25 protein-coding genes are annotated in these 23,763 nt (G+C 61.0%); 13 read left to right on the plus strand and 12 right to left on the minus strand.

The window, feature by feature from the left end; translation table 11 throughout:
• Positions 1-80: 80 nt before the first annotated feature.
• Positions 81-1,355, plus strand: a complete 1,275-nt coding sequence (locus AACL53_RS03710; RefSeq protein WP_339082602.1) for a hypothetical protein — start codon at positions 81-83, stop codon at positions 1,353-1,355.
• Positions 1,356-1,395: 40 nt separating this feature from the next.
• On the opposite strand, the gene AACL53_RS03715 is transcribed toward AACL53_RS03710, so the two are convergent.
• The 3 genes from AACL53_RS03715 to hemF form a co-directional block, all read right to left on the minus strand.
• The gene (locus AACL53_RS03715; protein ID WP_339082604.1) at positions 1,396-2,466 is read right to left on the minus strand and encodes an alkene reductase; all 1,071 of its coding nucleotides are present in this window, start codon (positions 2,464-2,466) and stop codon (positions 1,396-1,398) included.
• A 157-nt stretch (positions 2,467-2,623) separates the two neighbouring features.
• Positions 2,624-3,832: a DUF2235 domain-containing protein gene (locus tag AACL53_RS03720; protein WP_339082606.1), complete on the minus strand. Its 1,209-nt coding sequence runs from the start codon at positions 3,830-3,832 to the stop codon at positions 2,624-2,626.
• 66 nt (positions 3,833-3,898) lie between these two features.
• On the minus strand, positions 3,899-4,807 hold the full coding sequence (gene hemF, locus AACL53_RS03725; RefSeq protein ID WP_339082608.1) for an oxygen-dependent coproporphyrinogen oxidase: 909 nt from the start codon (positions 4,805-4,807) through the stop codon (positions 3,899-3,901).
• A gap of 141 nt (positions 4,808-4,948) precedes the next feature.
• On the opposite strand from hemF, the gene AACL53_RS03730 reads away from it, so the two are divergent.
• Positions 4,949-6,826: an ABC transporter ATP-binding protein gene (locus AACL53_RS03730; RefSeq protein ID WP_339082610.1), complete on the plus strand. Its 1,878-nt coding sequence runs from the start codon at positions 4,949-4,951 to the stop codon at positions 6,824-6,826.
• A gap of 13 nt (positions 6,827-6,839) precedes the next feature.
• Here AACL53_RS03730 and AACL53_RS03735 read toward each other — a convergent pair whose 3' ends face one another.
• Together AACL53_RS03735 and AACL53_RS03740 are read right to left on the minus strand one after the other, a co-directional pair.
• Complete coding sequence (locus tag AACL53_RS03735; RefSeq protein WP_339082612.1) at positions 6,840-7,481, minus strand: isoprenylcysteine carboxylmethyltransferase family protein; 642 nt, start codon at positions 7,479-7,481, stop codon at positions 6,840-6,842.
• Between the two features lie 75 nt (positions 7,482-7,556).
• Positions 7,557-8,027 carry a tRNA (cytidine(34)-2'-O)-methyltransferase gene (locus AACL53_RS03740; protein ID WP_339082614.1) on the minus strand — a complete coding sequence of 157 codons (471 nt, stop codon included), beginning with the start codon at positions 8,025-8,027 and terminating at the stop codon, positions 7,557-7,559.
• 233 nt (positions 8,028-8,260) lie between these two features.
• Here AACL53_RS03740 and petA point away from each other — a divergent pair, with 233 nt between their 5' ends.
• From petA to AACL53_RS03760, 4 genes are all read left to right on the plus strand, one after another.
• Positions 8,261-8,833 (plus strand): ubiquinol-cytochrome c reductase iron-sulfur subunit, encoded by a 573-nt coding sequence (petA, locus tag AACL53_RS03745; protein ID WP_339082616.1) that lies wholly within the window; start codon positions 8,261-8,263, stop codon positions 8,831-8,833.
• Between the two features lie 13 nt (positions 8,834-8,846).
• Positions 8,847-10,163 carry a cytochrome b N-terminal domain-containing protein gene (locus AACL53_RS03750; protein ID WP_339082618.1) on the plus strand — a complete coding sequence of 439 codons (1,317 nt, stop codon included), beginning with the start codon at positions 8,847-8,849 and terminating at the stop codon, positions 10,161-10,163.
• A 14-nt stretch (positions 10,164-10,177) separates the two neighbouring features.
• Positions 10,178-11,038 carry a cytochrome c1 gene (locus tag AACL53_RS03755; RefSeq protein ID WP_339082620.1) on the plus strand — a complete coding sequence of 287 codons (861 nt, stop codon included), beginning with the start codon at positions 10,178-10,180 and terminating at the stop codon, positions 11,036-11,038.
• 127 nt (positions 11,039-11,165) lie between these two features.
• Positions 11,166-12,038: an S-methyl-5'-thioadenosine phosphorylase gene (locus AACL53_RS03760; protein ID WP_339082622.1), complete on the plus strand. Its 873-nt coding sequence runs from the start codon at positions 11,166-11,168 to the stop codon at positions 12,036-12,038.
• Positions 12,039-12,050: 12 nt separating this feature from the next.
• Here the strand turns inward: AACL53_RS03760 and AACL53_RS03765 are convergent, their stop codons facing one another.
• The gene (locus AACL53_RS03765; RefSeq protein ID WP_339082624.1) at positions 12,051-12,485 is read right to left on the minus strand and encodes a hypothetical protein; all 435 of its coding nucleotides are present in this window, start codon (positions 12,483-12,485) and stop codon (positions 12,051-12,053) included.
• Positions 12,486-12,613: 128 nt separating this feature from the next.
• Between AACL53_RS03765 and AACL53_RS03770 the strand changes: the two genes are divergently transcribed.
• From AACL53_RS03770 to AACL53_RS03790, 5 genes are all read left to right on the plus strand, one after another.
• Entirely contained in the window at positions 12,614-13,153 is a 540-nt protein-coding gene (locus tag AACL53_RS03770) for an adenine phosphoribosyltransferase (protein WP_339082626.1), read from the plus strand.
• Between the two features lie 233 nt (positions 13,154-13,386).
• Positions 13,387-14,097, plus strand: coding sequence for an alpha/beta fold hydrolase (locus AACL53_RS03775; protein ID WP_339082628.1), 711 nt, complete (start codon positions 13,387-13,389; stop codon positions 14,095-14,097).
• Positions 14,087-15,187 (plus strand): S-methyl-5-thioribose-1-phosphate isomerase, encoded by a 1,101-nt coding sequence (gene mtnA, locus AACL53_RS03780; protein ID WP_339082630.1) that lies wholly within the window; start codon positions 14,087-14,089, stop codon positions 15,185-15,187. The genes AACL53_RS03775 and mtnA overlap by 11 nt, the downstream gene beginning before the upstream one ends.
• The gene (locus AACL53_RS03785; protein ID WP_339082632.1) at positions 15,187-15,870 is read left to right on the plus strand and encodes a class II aldolase/adducin family protein; all 684 of its coding nucleotides are present in this window, start codon (positions 15,187-15,189) and stop codon (positions 15,868-15,870) included. The genes mtnA and AACL53_RS03785 overlap by 1 nt, the downstream gene beginning before the upstream one ends.
• A 122-nt stretch (positions 15,871-15,992) precedes the next feature.
• On the plus strand, positions 15,993-17,498 hold the full coding sequence (locus AACL53_RS03790) for a catalase (RefSeq protein ID WP_339082634.1): 1,506 nt from the start codon (positions 15,993-15,995) through the stop codon (positions 17,496-17,498).
• A 218-nt stretch (positions 17,499-17,716) separates the two neighbouring features.
• Here AACL53_RS03790 and AACL53_RS03795 read toward each other — a convergent pair whose 3' ends face one another.
• The 6 genes from AACL53_RS03795 to AACL53_RS03820 form a co-directional block, all read right to left on the minus strand.
• Positions 17,717-18,235, minus strand: coding sequence for a hypothetical protein (locus tag AACL53_RS03795; RefSeq protein ID WP_339082636.1), 519 nt, complete (start codon positions 18,233-18,235; stop codon positions 17,717-17,719).
• Between the two features lie 39 nt (positions 18,236-18,274).
• On the minus strand, positions 18,275-18,520 hold the full coding sequence (locus AACL53_RS03800) for a DUF3297 family protein (protein WP_339082638.1): 246 nt from the start codon (positions 18,518-18,520) through the stop codon (positions 18,275-18,277).
• A gap of 12 nt (positions 18,521-18,532) precedes the next feature.
• Positions 18,533-19,630 carry a redox-regulated ATPase YchF gene (ychF, locus tag AACL53_RS03805; RefSeq protein WP_339082640.1) on the minus strand — a complete coding sequence of 366 codons (1,098 nt, stop codon included), beginning with the start codon at positions 19,628-19,630 and terminating at the stop codon, positions 18,533-18,535.
• Between the two features lie 94 nt (positions 19,631-19,724).
• Positions 19,725-20,453 carry a hypothetical protein gene (locus AACL53_RS03810; protein ID WP_339082642.1) on the minus strand — a complete coding sequence of 243 codons (729 nt, stop codon included), beginning with the start codon at positions 20,451-20,453 and terminating at the stop codon, positions 19,725-19,727.
• Positions 20,454-20,491: 38 nt separating this feature from the next.
• Positions 20,492-21,241, minus strand: coding sequence for an aminoacyl-tRNA hydrolase (pth, locus tag AACL53_RS03815; protein ID WP_339082644.1), 750 nt, complete (start codon positions 21,239-21,241; stop codon positions 20,492-20,494).
• Positions 21,242-21,369: 128 nt separating this feature from the next.
• On the minus strand, positions 21,370-22,101 hold the full coding sequence (locus AACL53_RS03820; RefSeq protein WP_339082646.1) for a 50S ribosomal protein L25/general stress protein Ctc: 732 nt from the start codon (positions 22,099-22,101) through the stop codon (positions 21,370-21,372).
• A 320-nt stretch (positions 22,102-22,421) separates the two neighbouring features.
• On the opposite strand from AACL53_RS03820, the gene AACL53_RS03825 reads away from it, so the two are divergent.
• Both AACL53_RS03825 and AACL53_RS03830 read left to right on the plus strand, forming a co-directional pair.
• Positions 22,422-22,832 (plus strand): Fur family transcriptional regulator, encoded by a 411-nt coding sequence (locus AACL53_RS03825; protein ID WP_339082648.1) that lies wholly within the window; start codon positions 22,422-22,424, stop codon positions 22,830-22,832.
• A 270-nt stretch (positions 22,833-23,102) separates the two neighbouring features.
• Positions 23,103-23,633, plus strand: coding sequence for a GNAT family N-acetyltransferase (locus AACL53_RS03830; RefSeq protein ID WP_339082650.1), 531 nt, complete (start codon positions 23,103-23,105; stop codon positions 23,631-23,633).
• Positions 23,634-23,763 lie beyond the last annotated feature (130 nt).

Below are 23,763 nucleotides of genomic sequence, written 5' to 3' on the forward strand. Positions count from 1 at the left end.
CAACTCTAGCCGAAGTTGAAGGATGATACGATCCGATGGCCGGGCTCCAATGAATCACGGTACCTTCACTTCGTGATTTCATGCGTCTCGAGACCGGCAAAGTGGAGCTTGGCGTGGGTTATCAAAGGTCGGCATTGCCGGTTCGTTCGCTCGTTCGTTGCCTGGGGTTCGCCATGGTTGCGCTCGGGACGATGTTCTTTAGTCAATTGGCGAACGCGCAGGCATCGTCGACGGCCGATTTTCTTGCCTCGCTTTCGGATCGTGAGATCGAGCAGTTTCGCGAGTGGAAGGCCGCTCGGCGAGAATTCGACGCGCAGCTCGACCAGTATTGGGCAGCAGTGGATCAGAAGCGCCAGGGGCGCAAGCGGAAGCGGTCCGGGAAAATTCAGTTCGATACGAGCGATTACGTGATGAGCTTTCCGCCGAAGTACCAGGGGCCATCCCTGTCCGGCGAGCTCTCTGCGAAATACGATCGATTTGTCGTCGCGCAGAAGCAGACCGATCCGACGCAGCCGAAAGAGCTTGCGACCATCCCGGATTACCTCGCCGCGGCGAAGAACGTCTATAATTTCATTCCCGAACGGGTGTCTGAGAAAGAATTCAAGCTTCGCTACGCGCGGGAGGCGGTGGCGCTCGGTCTTTCGAAAGAGCAGGTGGTGCGCGTGTACGCGCTCGAGACTGGTGGCGTCGGCACCTACGATATGCAATCGGGACTTCATCCGAGCAATAAAACCGGCCGGGCGATTTCAAGCGCGCTCGGCTATGCGCAGCTGCTCGATGCGAACTCGGTCAACGAGCTTGCGCGCAGCGGTGCGACCTTCATCGCGCGCATCAACGCGAAGCTGCGCGATCCGCGCAATTCGCCGGAGCGGTCAGCGTTGCTCAAGCGCAAGCTCGCGGTGCTCAAGAAGATGTACGCCAACGTCAAGCATCAGCCATTCGAATGGACTGTGCAGCAGGCTTACGCAAAGACGCGCGAGGGCATGGGCATTCACACGCTTAACATCGACGGCGATATCGGACCGATGCTGCAGGCCATGAAGCTCAAGACGTTGCAAGATACGGCGGCAAAGCAAGGCCGGTTTTCGCTATCGGGCGCTGAACTCGAGCTGATGAACTTGGCCGGGCCGGTGACCGGGCTTGAAATGATGCAATCGCCGGGATCGGAAGCGCCGACGACAAATTTCTTTGCGAGGAGCGCTTACTACGTCAACAAAATGGTGATCGGGTTGACGGGGGCGCAGCTGCAAGCTGAACTCGACCGGCGGATGACGTTTGCCATGACGAAGCCCGGATCGTTGGAGTTCGCGGACGCATTCGACAGCATCTCGTCAACGAGAGGCGCCGAGCGATAGCCCGGCGCCTTGTTATCGTGATCTAGATCTTATCGCGGCTTCAGGCGCCCGCGCTTTCGGGCGTGAGTGCAGGGTAGTCGGCGTAGCCCTTGGCGCCGCCGCCGTAGAACGTGGACGGGTCAGGCGGGTTCAGCGGCGCGTTCAGCTTGAACCGCTCGGGCAAATCCGGATTGGCGATGTACTGTTTGCCGAATCCCACTGCATCGGCCGCGCCGGAATTGATGGCGGCCTCAGCCGATTCCTTGGTGAACTTCTCATTGGCAATGAGCACGCCACCGAACGCCTTCTTGATTGCCGGGTTGAGCGAGTCCGGTGCTTCATGTTCGCGTGTGAAGATGAAAGCGATTTTGCGCTTGCCGACTTCCCTCGCGACGTAGCTGAAGGTTGCAAGGCGATCGCTGTCGCCCATCGTGTGTGAATCGGCGCGCGGCGCGAGATGGAGGCCGACGCGATCCGCGCCCCAGACCTCGATGCACGCGTCGACGACTTCGAGCATCAGACGCGCGCGGTTTTCGATGGGTCCGCCGTAAGCGTCGGTGCGAAGGTTCGTCGAGTCCTGCAGGAACTGGTCTAGGAGATATCCGTTGGCGCCGTGAACTTCGACGCCATCGAAGCCTGCGCGCTTGGCGTTCTCGGCGCCGCGACGGTAGGCGGCGATGACGCCGGGGATTTCGCTCAGCTCGAGCGCTCTCGGCACGACGTAGTCGCGCATGGGGCGCACCAGGCTCACGTGGCCTTTCGCTGCGATGGCGCTTGGGGCGACGGGCAATTCGCCGTCGAGATAGACCGGATCGGAGATGCGGCCGACATGCCAGAGCTGCAGGAGAATGGTGCCGCCAGCGGCGTGAACGGCGTCGGTGATCTTTTTCCAGCCGGCGACCTGCTCATCCGACCAGATGCCCGGCGTGTCGGGATAGCCGACGCCCATTGGGGTAACGGATGTCGCTTCCGAGAGCATCAATCCGGCGGACGCGCGCTGCACATAATATTCGCGCATGAGATCGTTCGGCACGCGTCCCGCGCTGGCGCGACACCGAGTGAGCGGAGCCAGCACGATGCGATTCTTCATCAGGAACGCGCCAGCTTGGAGCGGATCGAATAATGATGCCATTTATGTTTCCTAGGGATTGGCTTCTGAAACTGCTACCGGGCAAGTGCTACCGAGTTAGCAAAGTTGCAAGACAAGAGGCACCGCGTGCGCCAAAATGCTGCTCTGCGCTATTGTTGGAGCCGCTGCGATAACAGCTGCGATGCACGGTCGAAGCGAGTTAGGCGTTCTCTATGTGGACTTCCTCGTCGAGTGCCCGCTTCTCACGTGCTGGCTCCTCACGTGCTGCCTCCTCACGGGTGGCGGAGACTGCTGCCACAAGAGTTGACGGCTCGTAAATTCGTTCGTGAACGCGGCTGCCGTTTGCCTCGCGGATCGTTTGGCCGAAACGCTCGAGCGCGCTGTGGTGGATCGTCTCATTCAACGAAATGAGGCCATTGCCGAGCTTGCTCGTTCTCCAGTTTCTGAGCGCGCGGCGACGCCGATGCGGGATGCCTCCGGCATCCTGTCGCACAAGACGCAGATAGGGGACGCGACGGCTGAAGGCTGAGCGCCACTCGGTGTTGCAGACGTGTTGAACGCCGAGGGGATCAGGGCGGCTCTCGCGTTCCAGCCTCGCGATATCAATCGCGAGGTTCGTCGTTGATTGAATTTTTTCGACCATCCAGAGAAGCGCGACGTCCGATAACTCCGATTCGGGTGAGCCGCCGCCGACATCGGCGTGCGTGCCGGGGAACCACGCCTGCTCAACGCGCTGGTGCGACGGCAGCACGACGTCATCGGGCAGCGTGAACATCGATGGACGAAAGGCGCCGCGTGTTTCATCGATCGAGACAGCGTGGAGCGCGACATCGATCGTGTCATGCCATCGGAGGTCGTGGTGGCTGAACCGGCGTGCGAGCCAAGCCCATGGCCAATTCGGATTTCCAGCATGGCCGACGGTTTCCCACGCACCGATGCAACGTATGCGGACCGGATAGTGACACGCGGCGCTGAGTTCGGCGACGGCATCGAATTTGCGGCGGCGCTCCGATTTCCCGTAGACCCGCCACGCTTCATCGATCGGGAAATCGGCATCTTTTCGGGCTATGCCGAAGAGGGCGATAAAGCTCGCGAGGCTGCGCGCTTCGTAAGCTCCGCGCGCGACGCCGAACAGGTAGATTTCGTCGCCGGGTTCGTAGGTGTTGCGAAGAAACTCATAGCCAGCCTTGATCCGCTCGCTGATTTGAAGGCCGGCTGCAGCCTTCAAGGAAGCCCACCGCTTTTCTTCCGACGGCGCTTTGCCGACAACGAAGCGGACGAGTTGCCATACGCCGCGATCGTCCGTCGGGAGAACAGCGCTGGCGAGCTTCGCAGCGTTGGTTTGCGGCGAAGCTCCGCCCTCGTCATCGTTCCACGTGCCATCCATGGAGCAGACGAGGCGTTTCATTTTGCCTTCCCCCCGGAGGCCGCGCGCCGCTGAACTAACGCAACGGAGCTAGAATTTCCCAGTCAATTAAGGCCACTTTACCACGGGCGGCATGGACGAGAGAATGCTTTCGACATTGCCGCCCGTCTTCAGGCCGAACATCGTACCGCGATCGTAGAGAAGGTTATATTCGACATAGCGGCCGCGGCGAACCAATTGCTCCTCGCGCTGCTCGTCGGTGTAGGCCATCGAATAATTGCCTCTGACGAGCATCGGGTAGACGCTTGCGAAGGAGCGGCCGACATCCTGCGTGAAGGCAAAGGCCGCGTCCCAGCCGCCTTCGGCGTCCGAGGGCGTCAGGTAGTCGTAGAAGATCCCACCGACGCCGCGCATTTCGTTTCGATGCGGCAGAAAGAAATAGTCATCGCACCATTTTTTGAACTTTGCATAGTCGGCAACCGGGTGGGCTGCGCAGGCGCCGTACATCGCGGCGTGAAAGGCGAGCGTGTCGGCGTCGGATTGCGTGCGGCGTTTTTCGAGAACAGGCGTCAGATCGGCGCCACCGCCGAACCACCATTTCGAGGTCGCGATCATGCGCGTGTTCATATGAACCGCCGGCACGTTCGGGTTGCGCGGATGGGCGATCAACGAAATTCCCGACGCCCAGAATTCGGGGCTCTCGTCGGCTCCCGGAATTTGCTTGCGGAACTCAGGCGCGAATTCACCGTACACCGTCGATGTGTGAACGCCGACTTTTTCGAACACGCGGCCGTGCATCATGCTCATGACGCCGCCGCCGCCTTCAGCGCCTCTGTGGTCGTTGCGCGACCAAGGCGTGCGCGTGAACGTGCCCGGTGCTTCGCTCCCATGCGGAGCCGTATCCGGGAGGCTGGATTCGAGTTTCTCATACGCGCCACAAATATCGTCGCGCAGCTTTTCGAACCATGCGCGAGCGGCTGCTTGCTTTTGCCCCAGGGGCGTATCGGATGCGTTCATCTAGAATTGGGTACCGTGTCTTGTTTTTGACGGAAACGATCCTTAGCCCTAACAGGCACCCACGATCAACATCCGGTCGCTATCGCCCGTCGGAACACCCGACCCGCGGTCATGCGCCGCTTTTTTGCTTGCGATAGACACATGCTCAGCCGCCTCATGACTTGGGGGGAGACCCGCATCAAGCCGTTCGACGAGCGCTCCATCGAGCGGCCGCCGGACAGTCTGTGGGCATTCTACTGGTTCTTCATCAAGCCTCTTTGGCCTTTTTTCGTGCTTTTGCTGATTGCGGGCTGCCTTGGCTCGACGATCGAAGTGGCGCTGATGGGCTTCGTCGGCACGATCGTCGACAAGATGCGCACCGAAACCGATCCAGCGAACTTCGTTTCGACGCACGCGACGATGCTGACCTTGATGGCCTTCGTTGCGCTCATTTTGAGGCCGGTCGTGTCGGCTGCGCACGATTTCATAAAAAATCAGATGCTTTCAGCCGGTTGCACGTCACGCATTCGCTGGCAGACGCACCGCTACGTATTGCGCCAGAGCCTCGGCTTCTTTCAGAACGATTTTGCGGGTCGCGTCGCCAACAAGATCATGCAGACGGGAACGTCGCTGCGTGAAAGTGTGGTGCAGCTCATCGATGCCCTTTGGTACGCGAGTGTGCAGTTCGTCGGATCGGCCCTGCTTTTTGCGGCGTCGGATTGGCGGCTGACGATCCCGCTCATCATCTGGCTCGTCGCTTACATCGTTGCGCTGCGTTACTTCGTGCCGCGCATCAAGCAACGCTCGACGGAAGCATCCGAAGCACGCTCGATGCTCGTCGGCCGCATCGTCGACAGCTACACGAACATCATGACCGTGAAGCTTTTCGCCCACGCGGAGCGCGAGGATACCTACGCGCGCGAGGCGCTGACGGAGCAGATGCAGAAGTGGCAGGCTTCGCTGCGGCTCATCACGGCCATGGAGATCGTGCTCTATATTCTGAACGGCATACTGCTTGTCGCGACGACCGGAACGGCGATCTGGCTGTGGACGCTGCAGTACGTCTCCGTCGGCGATATCGCCGTCGTCAGCGGTCTCGTCATTCGCATCGTGACGATGTCGGGATGGGTGATGTGGACAATTGCGGATGTGTTTGAAAACATCGGCGTCGTTCACGAGGGCATGGAGACGATCTCGCGGCCGAACCTTTTGGTCGACAGGCCGGACGCTGAGACGCTTACGGTGCCGCGCGGAGAGATCCGCTTCGATCACATTCATTTCCATTACGGTGCGGGCCGCGCGGCTTCGGACGAAGCGCCGCCGCGTGTGATTGAATCGCTCTCACTGACCGTACGTCCGGGTGAGAAAGTGGGTCTGGTCGGCCGCTCGGGCGCCGGCAAGTCGACGCTCGTCAATCTGCTGCTGCGCTTCTACGACCTCGAAGGCGGCCGCATTCTGATCGACGGGAAAGATATCGCGGACGTGACGCAGGACAGCCTGCGTGCCGAGATCGGATTGGTGACGCAGGATACGTCGCTGCTCCATCGTTCGGTCCGGGACAACATTCTCTACGGCCGCTTGGATGCGAGCGAAGCGGACGTCATCGCGGCGGCGCGACGAGCCGAGGCGCACGAGTTCATTCTCGGGCTCGAGGACCTGAAAGGCCGTCGCGGATACGATGCCCATGTCGGCGAACGGGGCGTGAAGCTTTCGGGCGGCCAACGGCAGCGCATAGCAATCGCCCGCGTTTTGCTGAAGAATGCGCCCATTCTCGTTCTCGACGAGGCGACGAGTGCGCTCGATTCCGAGGTCGAATCCGAAATCCAGTCGAGCTTCGAAACGCTGATGCGCGGCAAGACGGTGATCGCCATCGCGCACCGGCTGTCGACGATTGCGGCCATGGATCGGCTCGTCGTGATGGATGAGGGGCGGATCGTCGAAGAGGGTTCGCACGCCGATCTCTTGAAGCGTGGCGGGATTTACGCGCAACTCTGGAGTCGCCAGTCCGGCGGGTTCCTGGCGCGAGAGGCGGCCGAATAGGCGGCCTATCGCACTATCGCTTGGTCTGGAGATGTTTCGCGAGCGACGGCGATTTGCTCGTGACGAAGGCTGAAAGCTCGGCTGCTGCGTGGCGAAGATTGAAGAAGCGCGGCACCTCGGCTTTGTAATCGAGGTAGCTCACGCCGTAGCGCGTCTCGAGCCAGGGTTCTTCCGCCCTCGCCATCATCGCGTAGACGAGGACGAGCGAAGCGGCGAGCAGGGTCGCGTCCCAAGCCGCGGCTGCGATCCCGAGCGTCGCGAAGGCGGCGATGGCGGTGGCATACTGCGGGTTGCGGGTCCACCGGTAGACGCCGTCAGTCGCCAAGCCACTTGCCTGGCAGTAGGTCGCCTTCCGGCCGAGCGACCACAGCGCATAGGCATACGCCAGACCTGAGATCAGCGAGACGGCCGCGCATGCGATCCGAAGCGGGAGGGCGTCGCCGCCAAGCGTCGTCAGGAACCGCTCGATCCCAAGGATCAGCACAACGACGTTCAACGTGCGGAAAAGAGTCCAGAAGCCGAAGCTTTTGAGGGAGCCGACGGGCGGCGCCGGCCATATCCGCCACTCGCCGTTCAATTGGCCGATGACGAGGCCCGCGAGCAACAACAGCGCCGATGCGGCGCCGGCGATTTCAAGAATCTGTTCGATCGACATCGGGCGCTTGCTGATCGCATAGGTGATGCGAACGGCATGCCGCAGTCACGTGTCACGCGTACGACAGCGACGAGGTCAGGGGCGAGGATAACCGCCGGTCTGGCGGAGCGCTTCGCCGAGAACGATGGCGGCGGCAACGGCGACGTTCAGCGATCTCAGCCCCGGGCGCATCGGGATCGTAATGCGTGCGTCGACCCGGTCGTGAACGGCGTCGGGCACGCCGGCGCTCTCGCGGCCGAGCATCAACGTATCGTCCGGCGCGAAGCTGAAGTCGCAGTGGGGTGTCGCCGCTTTCGTCGTCAGGAGGACGAGGCGACCCGGGGAGGTTGTGGCGGCGGCCCGCTGCTCCATGAAGGTTTCGTAACCCGCGTGCCGGGTCAATTCGACGTGGGGCAGATAATCGAGGGCGGCGCGTTTGAGCGCACGGTCGCTCATGTCGAAGCCGGCCGGTCCGATGACGTCGACGGGGACGCCGAAACAGGCACAGAGGCGCAGAATGGTCCCCGTGTTTTGTGCAATATCTGGCTGGTAAAGAGCGAGTCTCATGGTCGGCGCGACCTGCGATTGCAGCCTCTCGGATGTCCAGTCGGAAATATGTGCCAAATTGCCTCTCGCATTTTGTCGCGTTCATATTGATAGCGAGGTCAAACGCTGGCAGAACCATCGTCAGGGAAGTGAACGTACAAACTAGAGCACTAAAAACAGGCAAAGACGGCGGGGCCATCTCGCGCGATCGAAAGCCATCACAGCGTCTCTGGTTTCCAATGCGAGAGGCATCCGTGACTACTGAAGCACAAGAACCGAACCGCCGGGATTTTCTGGTGGTGGCCGGCAACGCGTTCGTTGCCGTCGGCGCGGCGTCGCTACTTTGGCCCTTCATTCAACAGATGAATCCCGACGCGTCCACCATGGCGCTCTCGTCGGTCGAGGTCGATCTGTCGCCGGTCAAGGAAGGTCAGGCCATCACCGCGATGTGGCGCGGCAAGCCGATCTTTATCCGCAACCGTACGAAATCCGAAGTCGAGGCGGCGGAGAACGTCGACGTCAAGACGCTGCCGGACGACAACGCGCGTAACGAAAACTTGCCAGGCGACGAGCCTGGGACCGACGCCAATCGCACCATCAAGGGCCATGAGAACTGGATCGTGCTCATCGGTATCTGCACGCATCTCGGGTGCATTCCGAAGGGCCAGGCCATGGGCGACGAGCGCGGCGAGTACGGCGGTTGGTTCTGCCCCTGCCACGGCTCCGTATACGATACCTCCGGACGCATTCGAAAAGGTCCGGCACCGCGAAATCTCGAGGTGCCGACCTATGCGTTCACGACTGATACAAAAATAAAGATCGGTTGAGGGGGAAACGGACATGGGAGGTCACACTTCGAATTACGTGCCGACGTCGCGCTGGGGAAAATGGCTTGATGAGCGGTTGCCCATCGCCCGGCTGATGCAAAGCTCGTTCGTCGATTATCCGACACCGCGCAATTTGAACTATCTCTGGACGTTCGGCGGGATCCTCACGGTTTGCCTTTTGGCGCAGATCGTAACTGGCGTCGTTCTCGCGATGCATTACCAGCCGAGCGATGCCGGGGCGTTCAACTCCATCGAGCACATACGGCGCGACGTGAACTACGGCTGGATGCTGCGCAACCTGCACTCCGTCGGCGCGTCGATGTTCTTTCTCGCCGTCTACATCCATATCTTCCGCGGGTTCTACTACGGCTCATACAAGGCGCCGCGCGAGGTTCTTTGGATCCTGGGTGTCATCATCATGCTGTTGATGATGGCAACGGCGTTCATGGGCTACACGCTTCCGTGGGGCCAGATGAGCTTCTGGGGCGTGACGGTCATCACCAATCTCTTTTCCGCGCTCGATACGATCTACAACGGGTTGGGAACGGCGATCGTCGAATGGCTGTGGGGCGGATACGCGGTTTCGGGCGTAACGCTCAATCGCTTCTTCGCGCTGCATTACCTTCTGCCGTTCGTGTTGACCGGCGTCGTCGGCCTCCATATCTGGGCGCTGCACGTCGTTGGTCAAAACAATCCGACCGGGCTCGACATCAAGCAGCCGTCCGATACCGTGCCGATGCATCCTTATGCGACGGCGAAGGACTCGGTCGGGCTCTTCGCGTTCCTCATTCTTTTCGCGTGGTTCGCGTTCTTCGTGCCGGACTACCTCGGGCATGCGGATAACTACGTCGAAGCCAATCCGCTGGTGACGCCGCCGCATATCGTGCCTGAATGGTATTTCCTGCCGTTCTACGCGATCCTCCGGGCCTTCACGAGCTCGTTCCTCGGAATTCCGCTTGGGCAATATGCGAAGCTTTGCGGCGTGGTGGCGATGTTCTCCGCGGTGATCCTCATCGCGTTCGCTCCGTGGCTCGATACGTCCCGGGTGCGTTCGACGAAGTACCGGCCGATCTTCAAATGGTTCTTCTGGTTCTTCCTCTTCACCTGCGTGGCGCTGGGCTATCTCGGTTCCAAGCCGGCCGAGGGGATTTACGTCATCGCGTCGCAGGTCTTCACGCTCTGCTACTTCCTGTTCTTCCTCGCGGTGATGCCGATCGTGGGCCTCATCGAAACGCCAAGCCGGTTGCCACGTTCGATCACCGACGATGTCTTGAGCAAGGGCAGGACCGGGTTGCCAACGGGAGCGACTGCTGCTCCTGAATCGCGCTGAGGGGGAGAGAAAACATGAAAAAGCATCTTTCTCTCACTCTGCTCTCCATGGTTGCGGCAACCGTTGCCATGGGTAGCCTGTCGGCCGAAGAAGCTGCTCATCAGGAGATCGAGCGGCAGAAATGGTCGTTCAGCGGTTTCACCGGTCAGTTCGACAAGGCGCAGCTTCAGCGCGGCTTCCAGGTCTACAAGGAAGTCTGCTCGGCGTGCCACGGCTTGAAGCGGGTGGCGTTCCGCAACCTGGTGCAGCCGGGCGGTCCGGAATTTCCCGAGGATGCGGTGAAGGAACTTGCCGCTTCTTGGCCGAACCAGATCACCGACGGTCCGAACGACGAAGGCAAGATGTTCGAGCGGCCGCCGTTGCTGTCCGATCCGATCCGCGGGCCCTATCACAACGACAACGAAGCGCGGGCGTCTCAGAACGGCGCGTTGCCGCCCGATCTCTCGCTCATCGCGAGGGCTCGCGACAGCCATCGTGAAGCGAGCTGGTACATCCATCCGTTCCTGATGCTCGGCGACATCGTCAATGCGTATCAGGAAGGCGGCGCGAACTATATCTACGCGCTGATGACCGACTATGCGGATCCGCCGGCTGACTTCAAGCTGACGGACGGAAAGTTCTACAACAAGGCATTTCCGGGCCATCAGATCAGCATGCCGCCGCCGCTGTCGGATGGAGTCGTCGCTTACCAGGACGGCACTCCGTCGACGGTCGACCATTATGCCCATGACGTTGTCGCATTTCTGTCATGGGCGGCCGATCCGTCGCTCGATCAGCGCAAGCGCATCGGATGGCAGGTCATCCTGTATCTGATCGTCACGACGGGGCTGCTCTATCTCGGCAAGAAGCGGATCTGGAAGAACATCAAGCACTGACCGCTTTTATGTGACCGGTTCCGGTCATCGGCCTCCCCGCCGATTTGCAAACTGATAAAAAGCCTCGCTCGCGAGGCTTTTTTCCGTTTATTTGTCGGCGTGATCGGGGACAGGGGAGCGAACGGGCATGACGACTTCGGTTCTGGGCATTGTCGGCGGTAGCGGTTTTTATCATCTGCCGGGCCTCGCGAACCCCGAATGGAAAACCATCGAAAGCCCCTGGGGGGCGCCTTCGGATGAGGTTCTCTTTGCGGACATCGACGGGCTTCCCATCCGCTTTCTGCCGCGCCACGGGCGCGGTCATAAATTATCGCCGGGGGGCATCAATTACCGGGCGAACATCGATGCCCTGAAGCGGGCGGGCGTGACCGATCTCGTTTCCGTTTCGGCGTGCGGTTCACTCAAGAAGAAATACAAGCCGGGCGACTTCGTACTTCCCGATCAGTTCATCGACCGGACGTTCGCGCGCGAAAAATCATTCTTCGGCAATGGCTGCGTCGCGCACGTCGCGATGGGCGATCCGATCAGCCCGCTCTTGTTCAAGGCGCTCGAAAAGGCGGCGAAGACGGAAGAGATCGATGTGCATCGGGGCGGCACCTATCTCGCGATGGAAGGCCCGCAGTTCTCGACGCGCGCCGAGAGCAATCTCTACCGCTCCTGGGACTGCGACGTCATCGGCATGACCAACATGCCGGAAGCCAAACTCGCTCGCGAAGCCGAGATTTGTTACGCGAGCGTTGCGATGGTCACCGATTACGACTGCTGGCACGATGATCACGGCGACGTCGATGTGGCCGCAATCCTCGAAGTGATGAAGGACAATACGGAAAAGGCGCAGAGGCTCGTTGCACGGCTGGCGCGCGATTTTCCGCGCGACCACCCGGCTTGCCCGATCGGCTCGGACCGGTCGCTTGAGGTTGCGATCATCACGCCGCCGGAGGCTCGCGATCCGGAGCTGTTGAAGAAGCTCGACGCGATCGCGGGACGCGTTCTTTTCTGAGGCTATCTTCGCTCAATTCGGGAAGCTGATCAGGATCTTCATCTTGATCAGGGCCGGGAAGAGCGTTTCCAATGCTGCGCCCATTGCCCACAGGATGGCTCCGAGCAGGATCAACGCCGGGATGCTTGCGATCACCGCCTTAAGAAAAAAGGCGACGAGATCGACGAACGGGACGTCAAAGCGGCGGACTGACGCCGAAACGAGTTGCTCGTCGTCGGCTGCGTCGAGTTCGCCCGAGGCATAGGTGTCCGGCCGAGGGCGCGCGCGGCGGTCCGCAGCTCCCATCGGCAACGTCGGCGCGGCGGCGCGCTCCTGCTCTGCGCGTTCGCGCGCCTCGCGGGCGCGAGCTTCCTTTTCGCGGCGGAACGTGCGGGGCAGGTCTTCCTGGTCATCCAAAATGGGGTCGAACTCTGGGCTGGCCGTTGCGGAGGGGCTTTGGGCTGCCATCACGAAGTCCTTCAAGCAAGTGTCATAAGCTCGTGCCGAATCATTCAGCAGAGCTTCGTTGCTCTAAAGCTACCTAGACGCCAGAGATATTGCTATTTTGCGCCGTCAATTTGGCGGGAGTGAGCCACGTGAAGAACTTCGACGGCCTTGAAGAACTTATTCGAACGATCCCCGATTATCCGAAGCCCGGCATCATGTTCCGGGACATCACCACGCTGCTCGCCGATCCCATCGGGCTCAAGAAGGCCATCAAGGGCATGGCGAAGCCGTTCGAGGATGGCAAAGTCGACGCGGTGGCCGGCATCGAAGCGCGAGGGTTTATTCTGGGCGGCGCCATCGCCGATCGTCTCGAATGCGGGTTCATTCCGATCCGCAAGAAGGGCAAGCTGCCATGGAAGACGATCGGGCAGGAGTATACGCTCGAGTACGGCGTCGACGTGATCGAGATTCATGAGGACGCCGTCGAACCGGGTTCGCGCGTGCTCATCGTCGACGATCTGATTGCGACGGGGGGAACGGCGGAGGCCGCTGTAAAGCTCATTCGGCGTTCGGGCGGAAATGTCGTCGGCGCGACATTCATCGTCGACCTTCCCGATCTCGGCGGTATGAAGCGGCTCGAAACCCTTGGCATTCCCCACCACGCGCTCGTCGCGTTCGGCGGACACTAGGTCGCGACGTTGGACCTGCCAAAGGAACATATGGCCGATGCGCTCGATGGCATCGCCCGTTGGCGGGCGGATCCCGAGGCAGCGCAGGACTGTCCGGTGTGCGGAGCACCGGGCGTCGAGATCATCGACCGCTCGGCGCGCCCATACTCGGAATGGTACGTGCTAAAGTGTGCAGCGTGCGGACTCGACGCTTCGCTTCACATTCCGCTATCAGGTCCTGCTACATATTGAGCATGTCGAACGACGCGCCCGAGATTGTTCTCTTGCCGGGTCTTGATGGAACGGGAGACCTGTTCGATCGGGTTGCTCCGCACCTTGCCCGGGAGTTCAAGGTCAATGTCGTCCGCTATCCGCAGGACCCGACGCTCGGGTATGCGGGGTATGTAGAGTTCGTCCGCCATGAGATCGGCAGCAGGCCCGTCTATGTGCTGGGCGAATCCTTCTCGGGGCCGGTTGCGGTTCTGGTTGCGTCGCAGCTTCGGGATCAGGTGCGGGGGATCGTGCTCGCCGCTACATTCATCAAAAACCCCTGGCCGCAGTGGTTCATGCGGAGGGCCGCACGCGTCGATCCTCGCGCGACGCCTCGCAACATTCGCGATGCCATGCTCATGGGACCCTTCAGCGATCAGGAGCTTCGCGATAAGGTCGAGCACATCGTTCGCGCGTTGTCGCGTCCGGTGCGGGCAGCCCGGCTTCGGGCGGCGGCAGAGGTGGATGTCAGACAGGACTTCATGCGGCTCCAGTGTCCGGTCCTCGCGCTGCACGGGCGTTCCGATTGGGTCGTGCGGAAAGCCCCCATGCAGAGGGCTATCGGCGAAAAGGGGAGGGCGCGCATGATCGTCTTCCCGGCTGCGCATATGCTACTCCAGACGCGGCCAGCGGAAACCGCGACCGAAATCATCGAATTCACGCGATCGTCTGCGGAGGAAAATTATGAAGCTTGATGGGGTCTCGTCACGCACGATCTGGCTCGAACGCGACGGCTGGTCGGTCGGCATTATCGACCAGACGGTGCTGCCGCATAGGCTCGTGCGATTGACGCTCAAGACCGTCGAGGACGCGGCGCACGCTATCAAATCGATGCAGGTTCGCGGTGCGCCGTTGATCGGCGTGACGGCTGCCTACGGTGTGGCGCTGGCGATGCGCGCCGACGCTTCGGATGCGGGCCTCGATCATGCGGTCAAGTTTCTCGGCGAACAACGTCCGACGGCCGTCAATCTGCGCTGGGCGCTCGAGGATCTTCGCGCGACGCTTGCACCGCTTCCGGCCGATGCGCGAGCGGCTGCCGCCTACGACCGTGCCGCGAAACTGGCGGAAGACGATGTCGAGACGTGCCACCAGATCGGGGTCAACGGCCTTCGTCTCATTGCAGACATCGCCGCGAAGAAAGGCGGCCGGCCGGTCAACATTCTCACGCACTGCAACGCCGGCTGGCTGGCGTGTGTCGACTGGGGAACGGCGACATCGCCGATCTATCAGGCGCATGATGCGGGCATAAATGTTCACGTGTGGGTCGACGAAACACGGCCGCGCAATCAGGGTGCAGCCTTGACGGCGTTCGAGCTTCTTCAGCACGGCGTTCCCCACAGCCTCATTGCCGACAATGCGGGCGGCCACTTCATGCAGCGCGGCGATGTCGATCTCGTCATCGTCGGGACGGATCGCGTGACGGCGAACGGCGATGTCGCGAACAAGATCGGCACGTATCTCAAGGCGCTGGCGGCGAAAGATACCGATGTTCCATTCTATGTCGCTCTTCCCTATTCCACGATCGATTGGCGTACGGACAGGGGCGCAGACATTCCCATTGAAGAGCGGAGCGACGACGAGGTGCTCTGCGTGCAGGGCAAGCTTGCCAATGGCGACGTCGGGTCGGTTCTGATCGCGGCGGAGGGAACGCAGGCGCGCAATCCCGCCTTCGACGTGACGCCTGCGAAGCTTGTCACCGGTTTCATAACGGAGCGTGGCATTTGCCCGGCCTCGCGAGAGGGGCTCAAATCGCTTTATCCCGAAAAGACGAGCGCGGCAGCGTGATGGGCGAGAAGCGCGAAAACGAAAAAGCATTGCGGAAAGAGATTATCGCGACGGCTCGCTCGATGAGCCGCTCGGGTCTCACGCCCGGCCGATCCGGCAACGTTTCTTGCCGTTTCAAGGGTGGCATGCTGATCACGCCATCCGGGAAACGCTACGAGGAGACGGAGCCGGAAGACGTCGTCTTCGTCGCGGCAGATGGGAGCGTTCCCAAAGGGCAATCGAAGCCCTCGACCGAATGGCATTTTCATCTCGCTGCCTACGGAGCACGTCCGGATCGGAACGCCGTCGTTCATACGCACTCGACGCACGCGACTGTGTTGGCATGCGCGCATAAACCAATTCCGGCGTTCCATTACATGGTGGCTGTCGGAGGTGGAAAAGACATTCCGTGCGTGCCATACGCGACGTTCGGTACGGAAGAACTTGCGCGGCATGTCGTTGCAGGGCTGAAGGAGCGAGACGCCTGCCTTATGGCAAATCACGGCCAAATCGCGCTCGGCAAATCGCTTGGTTACGCGCTCGAACTTGCCATTGAAGTGGAAGTCTTGGCAGAGCACTATTACAAGGTACTAAGCATCGGTGAGAGCCACCTGCTCGATGACGCCGAAATGCGCAGAATAGTCGATAAATTCAAGGGATATGGCCAAAATGCCGATCCAGATCAGACCGACGGTTCAATTTAAAGAACCGGCTTGAGTTCGACTTCGCGATAAGATTGCCTTATAAGTTTTTCCTACAAAAACGATTGGTCTCTTAAGTTTTTCTGATCTAGGTCCCTTTCGGTATTTCCAGAAGGACTGTCCATATGACTGATAAAAAACTCACAACCACTGGCGGCGCCCCCATCGCCGACAATCAGAATTCGATCTCGGCGGGGCCGCGCGGCCCTCTGCTTATGCAAGACTACCAGCTCATCGAGAAACTCGCTCACCAGAACCGTGAGCGCATTCCTGAGCGTACAGTTCATGCGAAGGGCTGGGGTGCTTACGGCACGCTGACGATCACAGGCGATATTTCGAAATACACCAAGGCGAAGGTACTGCAACCGGGCGCCAAGACCGAGATGCTCGCGCGCTTTTCGACTGTCGCCGGCGAACTCGGCGCGGCCGACGCCGAGCGCGACGTGCGCGGCTTCGCACTCAAGTTCTATACGCCGGAAGGCAACTGGGACCTCGTCGGCAACAACACGCCGGTGTTCTTCGTTCGCGATCCTTACAAGTTTCCGGACTTCATCCACACCCAGAAGCGGCATCCGAAGACCAACATGCGTTCGCCGACGGCGATGTGGGATTTCTGGTCGCTTTCGCCGGAAAGCCTTCATCAGGTGACGATCCTGATGTCCGATCGCGGCCTGCCGGTTTCGGTTCGCCACATGAACGGTTACGGCTCGCATACGTTCTCGCTGATCAACGCGAAGAACGAGCGGTTCTGGGTGAAATTCCACTTCAAGACCGTGCAGGGCCACAAGCACTGGACGAACGGCGAGGCGACCGAAATCGTCGGCCGCACGCGCGAGTCGACGCAAGAGGATCTATTCACGGCGATCGAACGCGGCGATTTCCCGAAGTGGAAAATGCAGGTTCAGATCATGCCGGAAGCGGACGCCGGCAAGCATTGGTACAATCCTTTCGATCTCACGAAGGTTTGGCCGCATGCGGACTACCCGCCGATCGACATCGGCATTCTCGAGCTCAATCGCAACCCTGAGAACTATTTCAACGAGATCGAGCAGGCCGCGTTCTCGCCTTCCAACGTCGTGCCGGGCATCAGCTTCTCGCCCGACAAGATGTTGCAGGCGCGGATCTTCTCGTATGCAGACGCGCACCGCTATCGCCTTGGAACGCATTACGAACATCTGCCGGTGAACGCCGCGAAGTGCCCCGTGCACACCTATCACAAGGACGGCCCGATGCGGTTCTTCCCGCAGGAGACCGGCAGCACGGACGCCTATTACGAGCCGAACTCGTTCCACGGCGCCGTCGAAGACAAGTCGGCTGCCGAGCCGCCGCTCGCGATTTCGGGTGACGCCGAGCGCTACAATCATCGCGATGGCAACGACGATTACCGTCAGGTGACGGCGCTGTTCAATCTGTTCAACAAAGAGCAGAAGGCGCGGCTCTTCTCCAACGTCGCGGAAGCGATGTGGGGCATTCCGGATTTCATCACCGAGCGTCAGCTCGCGCACTTCAAGAAGGTGCATCCGGACTATGAGGCAGGCGTGCGGACAGCGCTCGAGCACATGACGCGCGCGAAGGCTTCGGAAGCCGCACAGCAGCAGAAGATGCCGAGAGGCGCGGAAGCCGCCGAATAGGCTGCGAACGTCCTATCCTCGATACTGAAAAAGGCTCCGCTCGCGCGGGGCCTTTTTTGATTCAGCGGTTTCAGATGATGCGTCGTTGCAACTTCTGAAGTGTTGCAGCGTTGCCATTGCAGCGCTCAACGTAATGAGGAGGAGCGGAAGATGCCGCGTGGAGACAAATCAAGCTACTCAAGCAAGCAGAAGCGCCAAGCCGAACACATCGAAGAAGGCTACGAGAAGCGAGGTGTCCGAAAGACCGAAGCCGAGCGGCGCGCGTGGGCTACGGTTAACAAAGAGACCGGAGGCGGTAAGAAGAGCGGCTCCGGTCGTGGTAAGACGGTGAGCACCGCTTCGTCGCGGCGCGGCGGCCGGATCGGCGGCAAAGCCACGGCGGCTCGCCGAAAAGCATCGGCGTCGCGTACGGCCGCTGTTCGAAGAACTTCGGCTTCGCGTACGGCTGCCGCGCGGAAAGCGTCGGCATCGGTCCGGAAATCGCCGGTTTCGCGTACGGTTACAGCCCGGAAAACTTCGACGTCGCGACCGTCTGCAGCCCGGAAAACTTCGACTTCGCGTTCGGCTGCTGCCCGCAAGGCTACGGCTACGCGTTCGGCCGCTGCCCGGAAAGCCACGGCGTCGCGCCGGGCCGCTGCACGGAAAGCTTCGGCTTCTCGTCCGGCCGTTGCCCGTAAAGCGTCGCATTCGCGTTCGACTGCGGCCCGGAAAGCTTCGGCGAGAAAGGCCGCTGCCACGAGAAAGCGGCGGGCTTAGCTTACAGATTTCGCCCTGTCCTATTCGGCGGGCTGGCGGAAGTACGGTTCGACTTTGCCTTTGAGCTTCAGCGTCATGGGCCGTCCGGCGCGGTCCTTGGCGTTGCCGGCCGCGACGCGAATCCAGCCTTCGCTGACGCAATACTCCTCGACGTTCGTTTTCTCGACGCCGTTGAAACGGATACCGATTTCGCGTTTCAGGATGTCTTCGTCGAAGAAGGGACTTTTCGGGTCGTTGCTGAGCCGGTCGGGAAGCTCGGTTGACATTGCTGTTGGTCCCTAGTTCGCAAATCGGAAGTGCATGACGTCGCCGTCCTGGACGACGTACTCTTTGCCTTCGAGACGCATTTTGCCAGCTTCCTTGGCGCCCGTTTCACCGTTGCCGGCGACGTAGTCGGCGTAGGCGATGGTTTCGGCGCGGATGAAGCCCTTCTCGAAGTCGGTATGAATGACGCCGGCTGCCTGCGGGCCTTTGGTGCCACGCGTGATCGTCCAGGCGCGCGCTTCCTTCGGTCCGACCGTGAAGTACGTCACGAGATCGAGCAGACTGTAGCCTGCGCGGATGAGACGGTTCAGGCCAGCTTCCTCAAGGCCCATTTCGGCGAGGAATGCGTTGCGATCCTCGGGGGCGAGGCCGGAAAATTCGCTTTCGATCTTGGCTGAAATGACGACGACGGCCGCGCCTTCGGCTTTTGCGCGCTCTTCGACTTGTTTCGAATAGGCGTTGCCGTTTGCTGCGGCGCTTTCTTCGACGTTACAGACGTAGACGATCGGCTTCGACGTCAGCAGTTGCAACGCGCGGAACGCCGGCATTTCTTCCGGCGTCATCTTGGCGAGACGTGCGGGCTTGCCTTCACGGAGAAGCAGCAGCGGCTTCTCCATCACGGCGTATTGCGCCTTGGCGTCCTTGTCGCCCGTCTTCGCCTTTTTTTCGATCTGCGAGATGCGCTTCTCGAGGCTTTCGAGATCGGCGAGCATCAGTTCCGTTTCGACGACGTCGGCGTCGGCGAGCGGATCGATGCGGTTCTCGACGTGGGTGACGTCCTCATCGACGAAGCAGCGCAGCACGTAGGCGACAGCGTCGACTTCGCGAATGTGCGAGAGGAATTTGTTGCCGAGACCTTCGCCCTTGGAGGCGCCGCGCACGAGGCCCGCGATATCGACGAATGTCAGCCGCGTCGGAATGATTTCCTTGCTGCCTGCAATCTTCGCCAGCGTTTCGAGACGGTCGTCCGGAACGGCGACCTCGCCGACGTTGGGTTCGATCGTGCAGAAGGGATAGTTGGCCGCCTCCGCCTGCGCGGTTTGCGTCAGCGCGTTGAAGAGGGTCGACTTGCCGACGTTCGGCAGGCCGACGATGCCGCATTTGAAGCCCATGGCAGGGAGATGTCCGGTTGAGTTGCTGCCCTGGGGGTTAAGCGAGCGGCGGCCTAATGTGAAGCCTTTTAGGCTCCTTCTGCGGCCCTATGGCTCACCGCGTGAATTTCGCAAATGCAAACGCCGAATAGCGCGAGGGGGCGGGAAGGTTCGACTTGAAGGACATCGCGTCCGCGAGCGCTTCCGAAATGTGCGTCCCGTCGTCGGCATTGCGCACGGCGATAACGATGAATGGGCGCTGCCAACTGGTGTCGGGGGCCTCGCAATCGGCGCACGGATCGACGTAGCGTCCCAGGTTCAAAGTCCACATCGGGATGCGCTCGCCGAGGGCTTCCTGGACCCATCGCGCGGTGCGGATGGCCCGCTCGTTGCCGCGCTGTTCCTCCCGCGCGATCTCGCCTTCCTGGCTCGCGAGGCCAACGGCGATCAGACCACGCGCACTGCCGAGACCTTCGCGAAGTTGCGGCGCGAGGACCTCTTCCTGCACTTCCTGCGGTGACAGCCGGCGATCGTCCTTTTGGAGTTCGGTCGTCGAGCCGCGGACCCACCCGTAGTTCTTGGTGAGGACCACGACGTCGAACAGTGCGCGGCGTCCTGCCCGGTCGGCGCCTTCCACGGGGAATACGAGCGTCCGGTCGTTCCAACGCTTGGCGAGGATGCGACGGACGCCTGTCTTGTCCTTGTCAACGGAGTTGTAAACGTCCCAGCCGACGACGCCGAAAACGCCGATCGTGAACAACAGGATGAGGGCGCCGATAATCGTTTGAGCACGGCCGCCTGAACGGGCGCCGTCTGCGTCGCTCTCTTCCTGATATTCAGACATTACTCCCCCCGACGACTACGATACGCTGCTCTGAACGTTCACGAGCTGCCGTCGCCGGATTTTCGCGCGCCCAGCCATTTTTTCAAGTTCTCGGCCAACGCCGACTGGCGTTTGGAGGCGCGTTCACCGGACGGGTGTGGCCCTGATGCCTGCTTTTTGGGAGCGCGCGGCTCTTCTTCCGCCGGCGCACGTTCAGATTTGCGCACCGGCTTTTCGGGTTCGTCCTGGAACAAGCGCGCGACATCGCTCAGGAAGCGGGCGTCGTCGCCCTTGGCGAGGTAGCTCGCTGCATCGGCGACGGCATCGAGCAAAAGGTTGACCCATTCGCGATCTGATTTCGCGAAATCGTTGAGGACGTGATGGATAACGACATCCTTGGAGCCCGGATGTCCGATGCCGAGACGCACGCGCTTGTACTCGTTTTCGATGTGTGCGGAGATCGAGCGAAGGCCGTTGTGGCCCGCGTTGCCGCCTCCGGTTTTCACTTTCACCTTGCCCGGCGCAAGATCGAGCTCGTCGTGAAAGACGTAGACGTCCGAAAGGGGAATTTTGAGAAAGCGCTGGGCTTCGCCGACCGAGCGGCCGCTTTCGTTCATGTAGGTTTCGGGCTTCAGAAGCGTGACGCGCTCGTTGCCGATCGAGCCTTCCGAGACGAGACCTTGAAACTTCTTGCGCCAGGGACCGAAGCCGTTGCGCTCGGCGATGCGATCGACCGCCAGGAAGCCGATGTTGTGGCGATTGGCGCGATATTTCTCGCCAGGATTACCAAGTCCGACGAAAAGCTTCATTTCGATTGCGCCTTCCGACGACTTTTATGTCGGGTCCGGCGACTCTCCTCGGGGGAGCCGGCCGCCGGACCCGAAACGTCAAACAAGAGACCGGCGCGATCCGATGATCGCGCCGGTTCGTGATCGTCTTACTTCTTCGCGGCGGGCTTGGCAGCGGGTGCTGCCTTGGCGGCCGGAGCAGCCTTGCCTGCGGCTGCAGCAGGGGCACCCTTGCCGCCAGCTGCGGGTGCTGCACCCTTGGCGTCGGCGGGAGCGCCAGCCTCAGCCGTCGCGGATGCGGCTTCGTCGTCACCCTTGAGCGCGCCCGCGATCGTTGCGATCGTGAAGTCGCGGTTCTTGATGACCGGCGAAATGCCTTCCGGCAGGTTGACTGCCGAGATGTGGATCGAACGGCCGATTTCCATGCCTTCGAGGTTGATCTCGAAGAAGCGCGGGATCTTGTCATAAGGGCAATACACTTCGACATCGTGGCGCACGATGTTGAGCACGCCGCCGCGCTTCAGGCCGGGCGACAGTGTTTCGTTGACGAAGCGCATCGGGATCGAAACACGAATGACGCCATCCTTGCCGACGCGCTGGAAGTCGACGTGAAGGGGCGTGTCGCGCACCGGATCGACCTGCACGTCGCGGGCGAGCACGATGTGCTTCGTACCCTGGACGTCGAGTTCGATGGCGGTCGAGGTGAAGTGGCCGCGGAGGACCTGCTTCCAGAGCTCGTTGTATTCGAGATTGATCGTCTCAGGGGTTTCCTGATTGCCGTAAATGACGGCAGGCACATTTCCATCGCGGCGAGCTTGGCGTGCGGCCCCCTTGCCGGCACGCGGGCGCGCCGTAGCCTTGAGCGTGATGAGCTCAGACATGGCATCGTCTCCGAGTGTTAGGGCTCTACTGCCTATCAGAAGAGCCAAATAGCCGCGAACCGGCCTCCAAGGGTGCCGGGCGGCGTCTCAGGAAGGTCTTCATGAGATGGGGCGTGTATACCCGTGGTTTGGCACCCGCGCAACGGGCCAAAGGTGGGCGATTGAGCCCATACAACCGGTTGGCAACGGGTCAGGCGGTCCGTCCGGTGAGCTTCGGGGCGCGCTGGAAAGTTGCCGCGAAAATCAGCATATTAACGGCGAACTTGGCCGGTGGTCGATTTATTGTCCGATGAAGGCGGGGAACGGAGATGCCCGGAGTGATGGCCAAAAAGCCTACGAAACGCCGCAGCGCGGCCGATCAGGACAAAATCATTGTCGAGGCGCTCAGGGGCGTCGGCCGGCCTCTTAGCGCGTATGAGCTGATCGAGGAGGTTCGGGGCAAGGGCGTCAGCGCGCCGCCGACGGTTTACCGGGCGCTGCAACGGCTCATCGAGGATGGCCTCGCGCACCGGCTCGAAAGCCTTAACGCCTTCGTTGCGTGCGATCATCCGCACCATCACGGCAAGGCGGTGTTCGCCATTTGCGACGCCTGCGGCTCGGTGAAGGAATTCGACAACCCGGCCGCCGTCAAAAGCCTGCAGGCCTGGGCGGGGAAGAATGATTTCAGCGTCCGGTCGATGACGATGGAGATCCGCGGCCGCTGCGGGGATTGCACGGCGAGCCACGAGTAGCATTGGGGGCGAGAGGCAGGCGGGTTCTCCTCTGGCGTGCGGTCATCAAGCCCTGCCGGTAGCGCAACCTGCCCGGTGCCAAAAGCGAAGCCGACCGGCGCATCCTATCCGGCATCCTACGAGTGTTCACATCGGGTTGTCGTGGGCGGGATTGCTCGGCCGCATCCGGCGCTTGGGCGGGGATGGCAGCTACGATGCGGACTAGCGGCGCGCCGATCTAAGGGGCAAGGCAGCACGCCTTCCTTGATAACACCCCGAGAGAGAAATTGAATGGACACTATCGAGACCGAGCGACTAGCGCTGAGGAATTTCAGGGAGGGGGATGCAACCGATCTACTCGCATATCTGCGCCAACCCCGGGCGAGTTGTTTCTTCTCGCTCAAGCTGGACGACCTCCACGCGGCGGAGGCAGAAGTGGAAGCGCGCAGCAGAAGCGATGAGCATATCGCCGTGTGCTTGCGAAGCACTGATAAGCTGATCGGTGACATGTTCTGCATACCCGAGCCTCCCGATACATATGCCGTCGGGTGGAATTTCAACGCGGATTTCGCAGGCGCTGGGTTCGCCACAGAGGCCGCGCGGGCCCTCTTCGAATACCTGTTCTCAGTAAAACAAGCTCGTCGCCTCTACGCCTATGTAGAGGAAACCAACACTGCTTCGCAGCGCTTGTGCGAAAGGTTGGGAATGAGGAGGGAGGGACTTTTCAAAGAGTTCATATCCTTCGAGAAGGATGACGAAGGCGTCCCGATCTTCGAAAATACGATGCAGTACGCCATCCTGCGAAAAGAATGGGTGGCGTGACGATGCCAGGACGGAACCTAGCGCCGCTCGCGCGGCGGGACGCCCTTGTCTCCTGAAGCGTTCGGTTGATCGTCGTGAATTGTGACCAGCTCCGTATGGGCGCTGGGCGCGGGCGTTTGATGTACTTCCC

The organism is Hyphomicrobium sp. ghe19, assembly GCF_902712875.1.
Classification (GTDB): domain Bacteria; phylum Pseudomonadota; class Alphaproteobacteria; order Rhizobiales; family Hyphomicrobiaceae; genus Hyphomicrobium_B.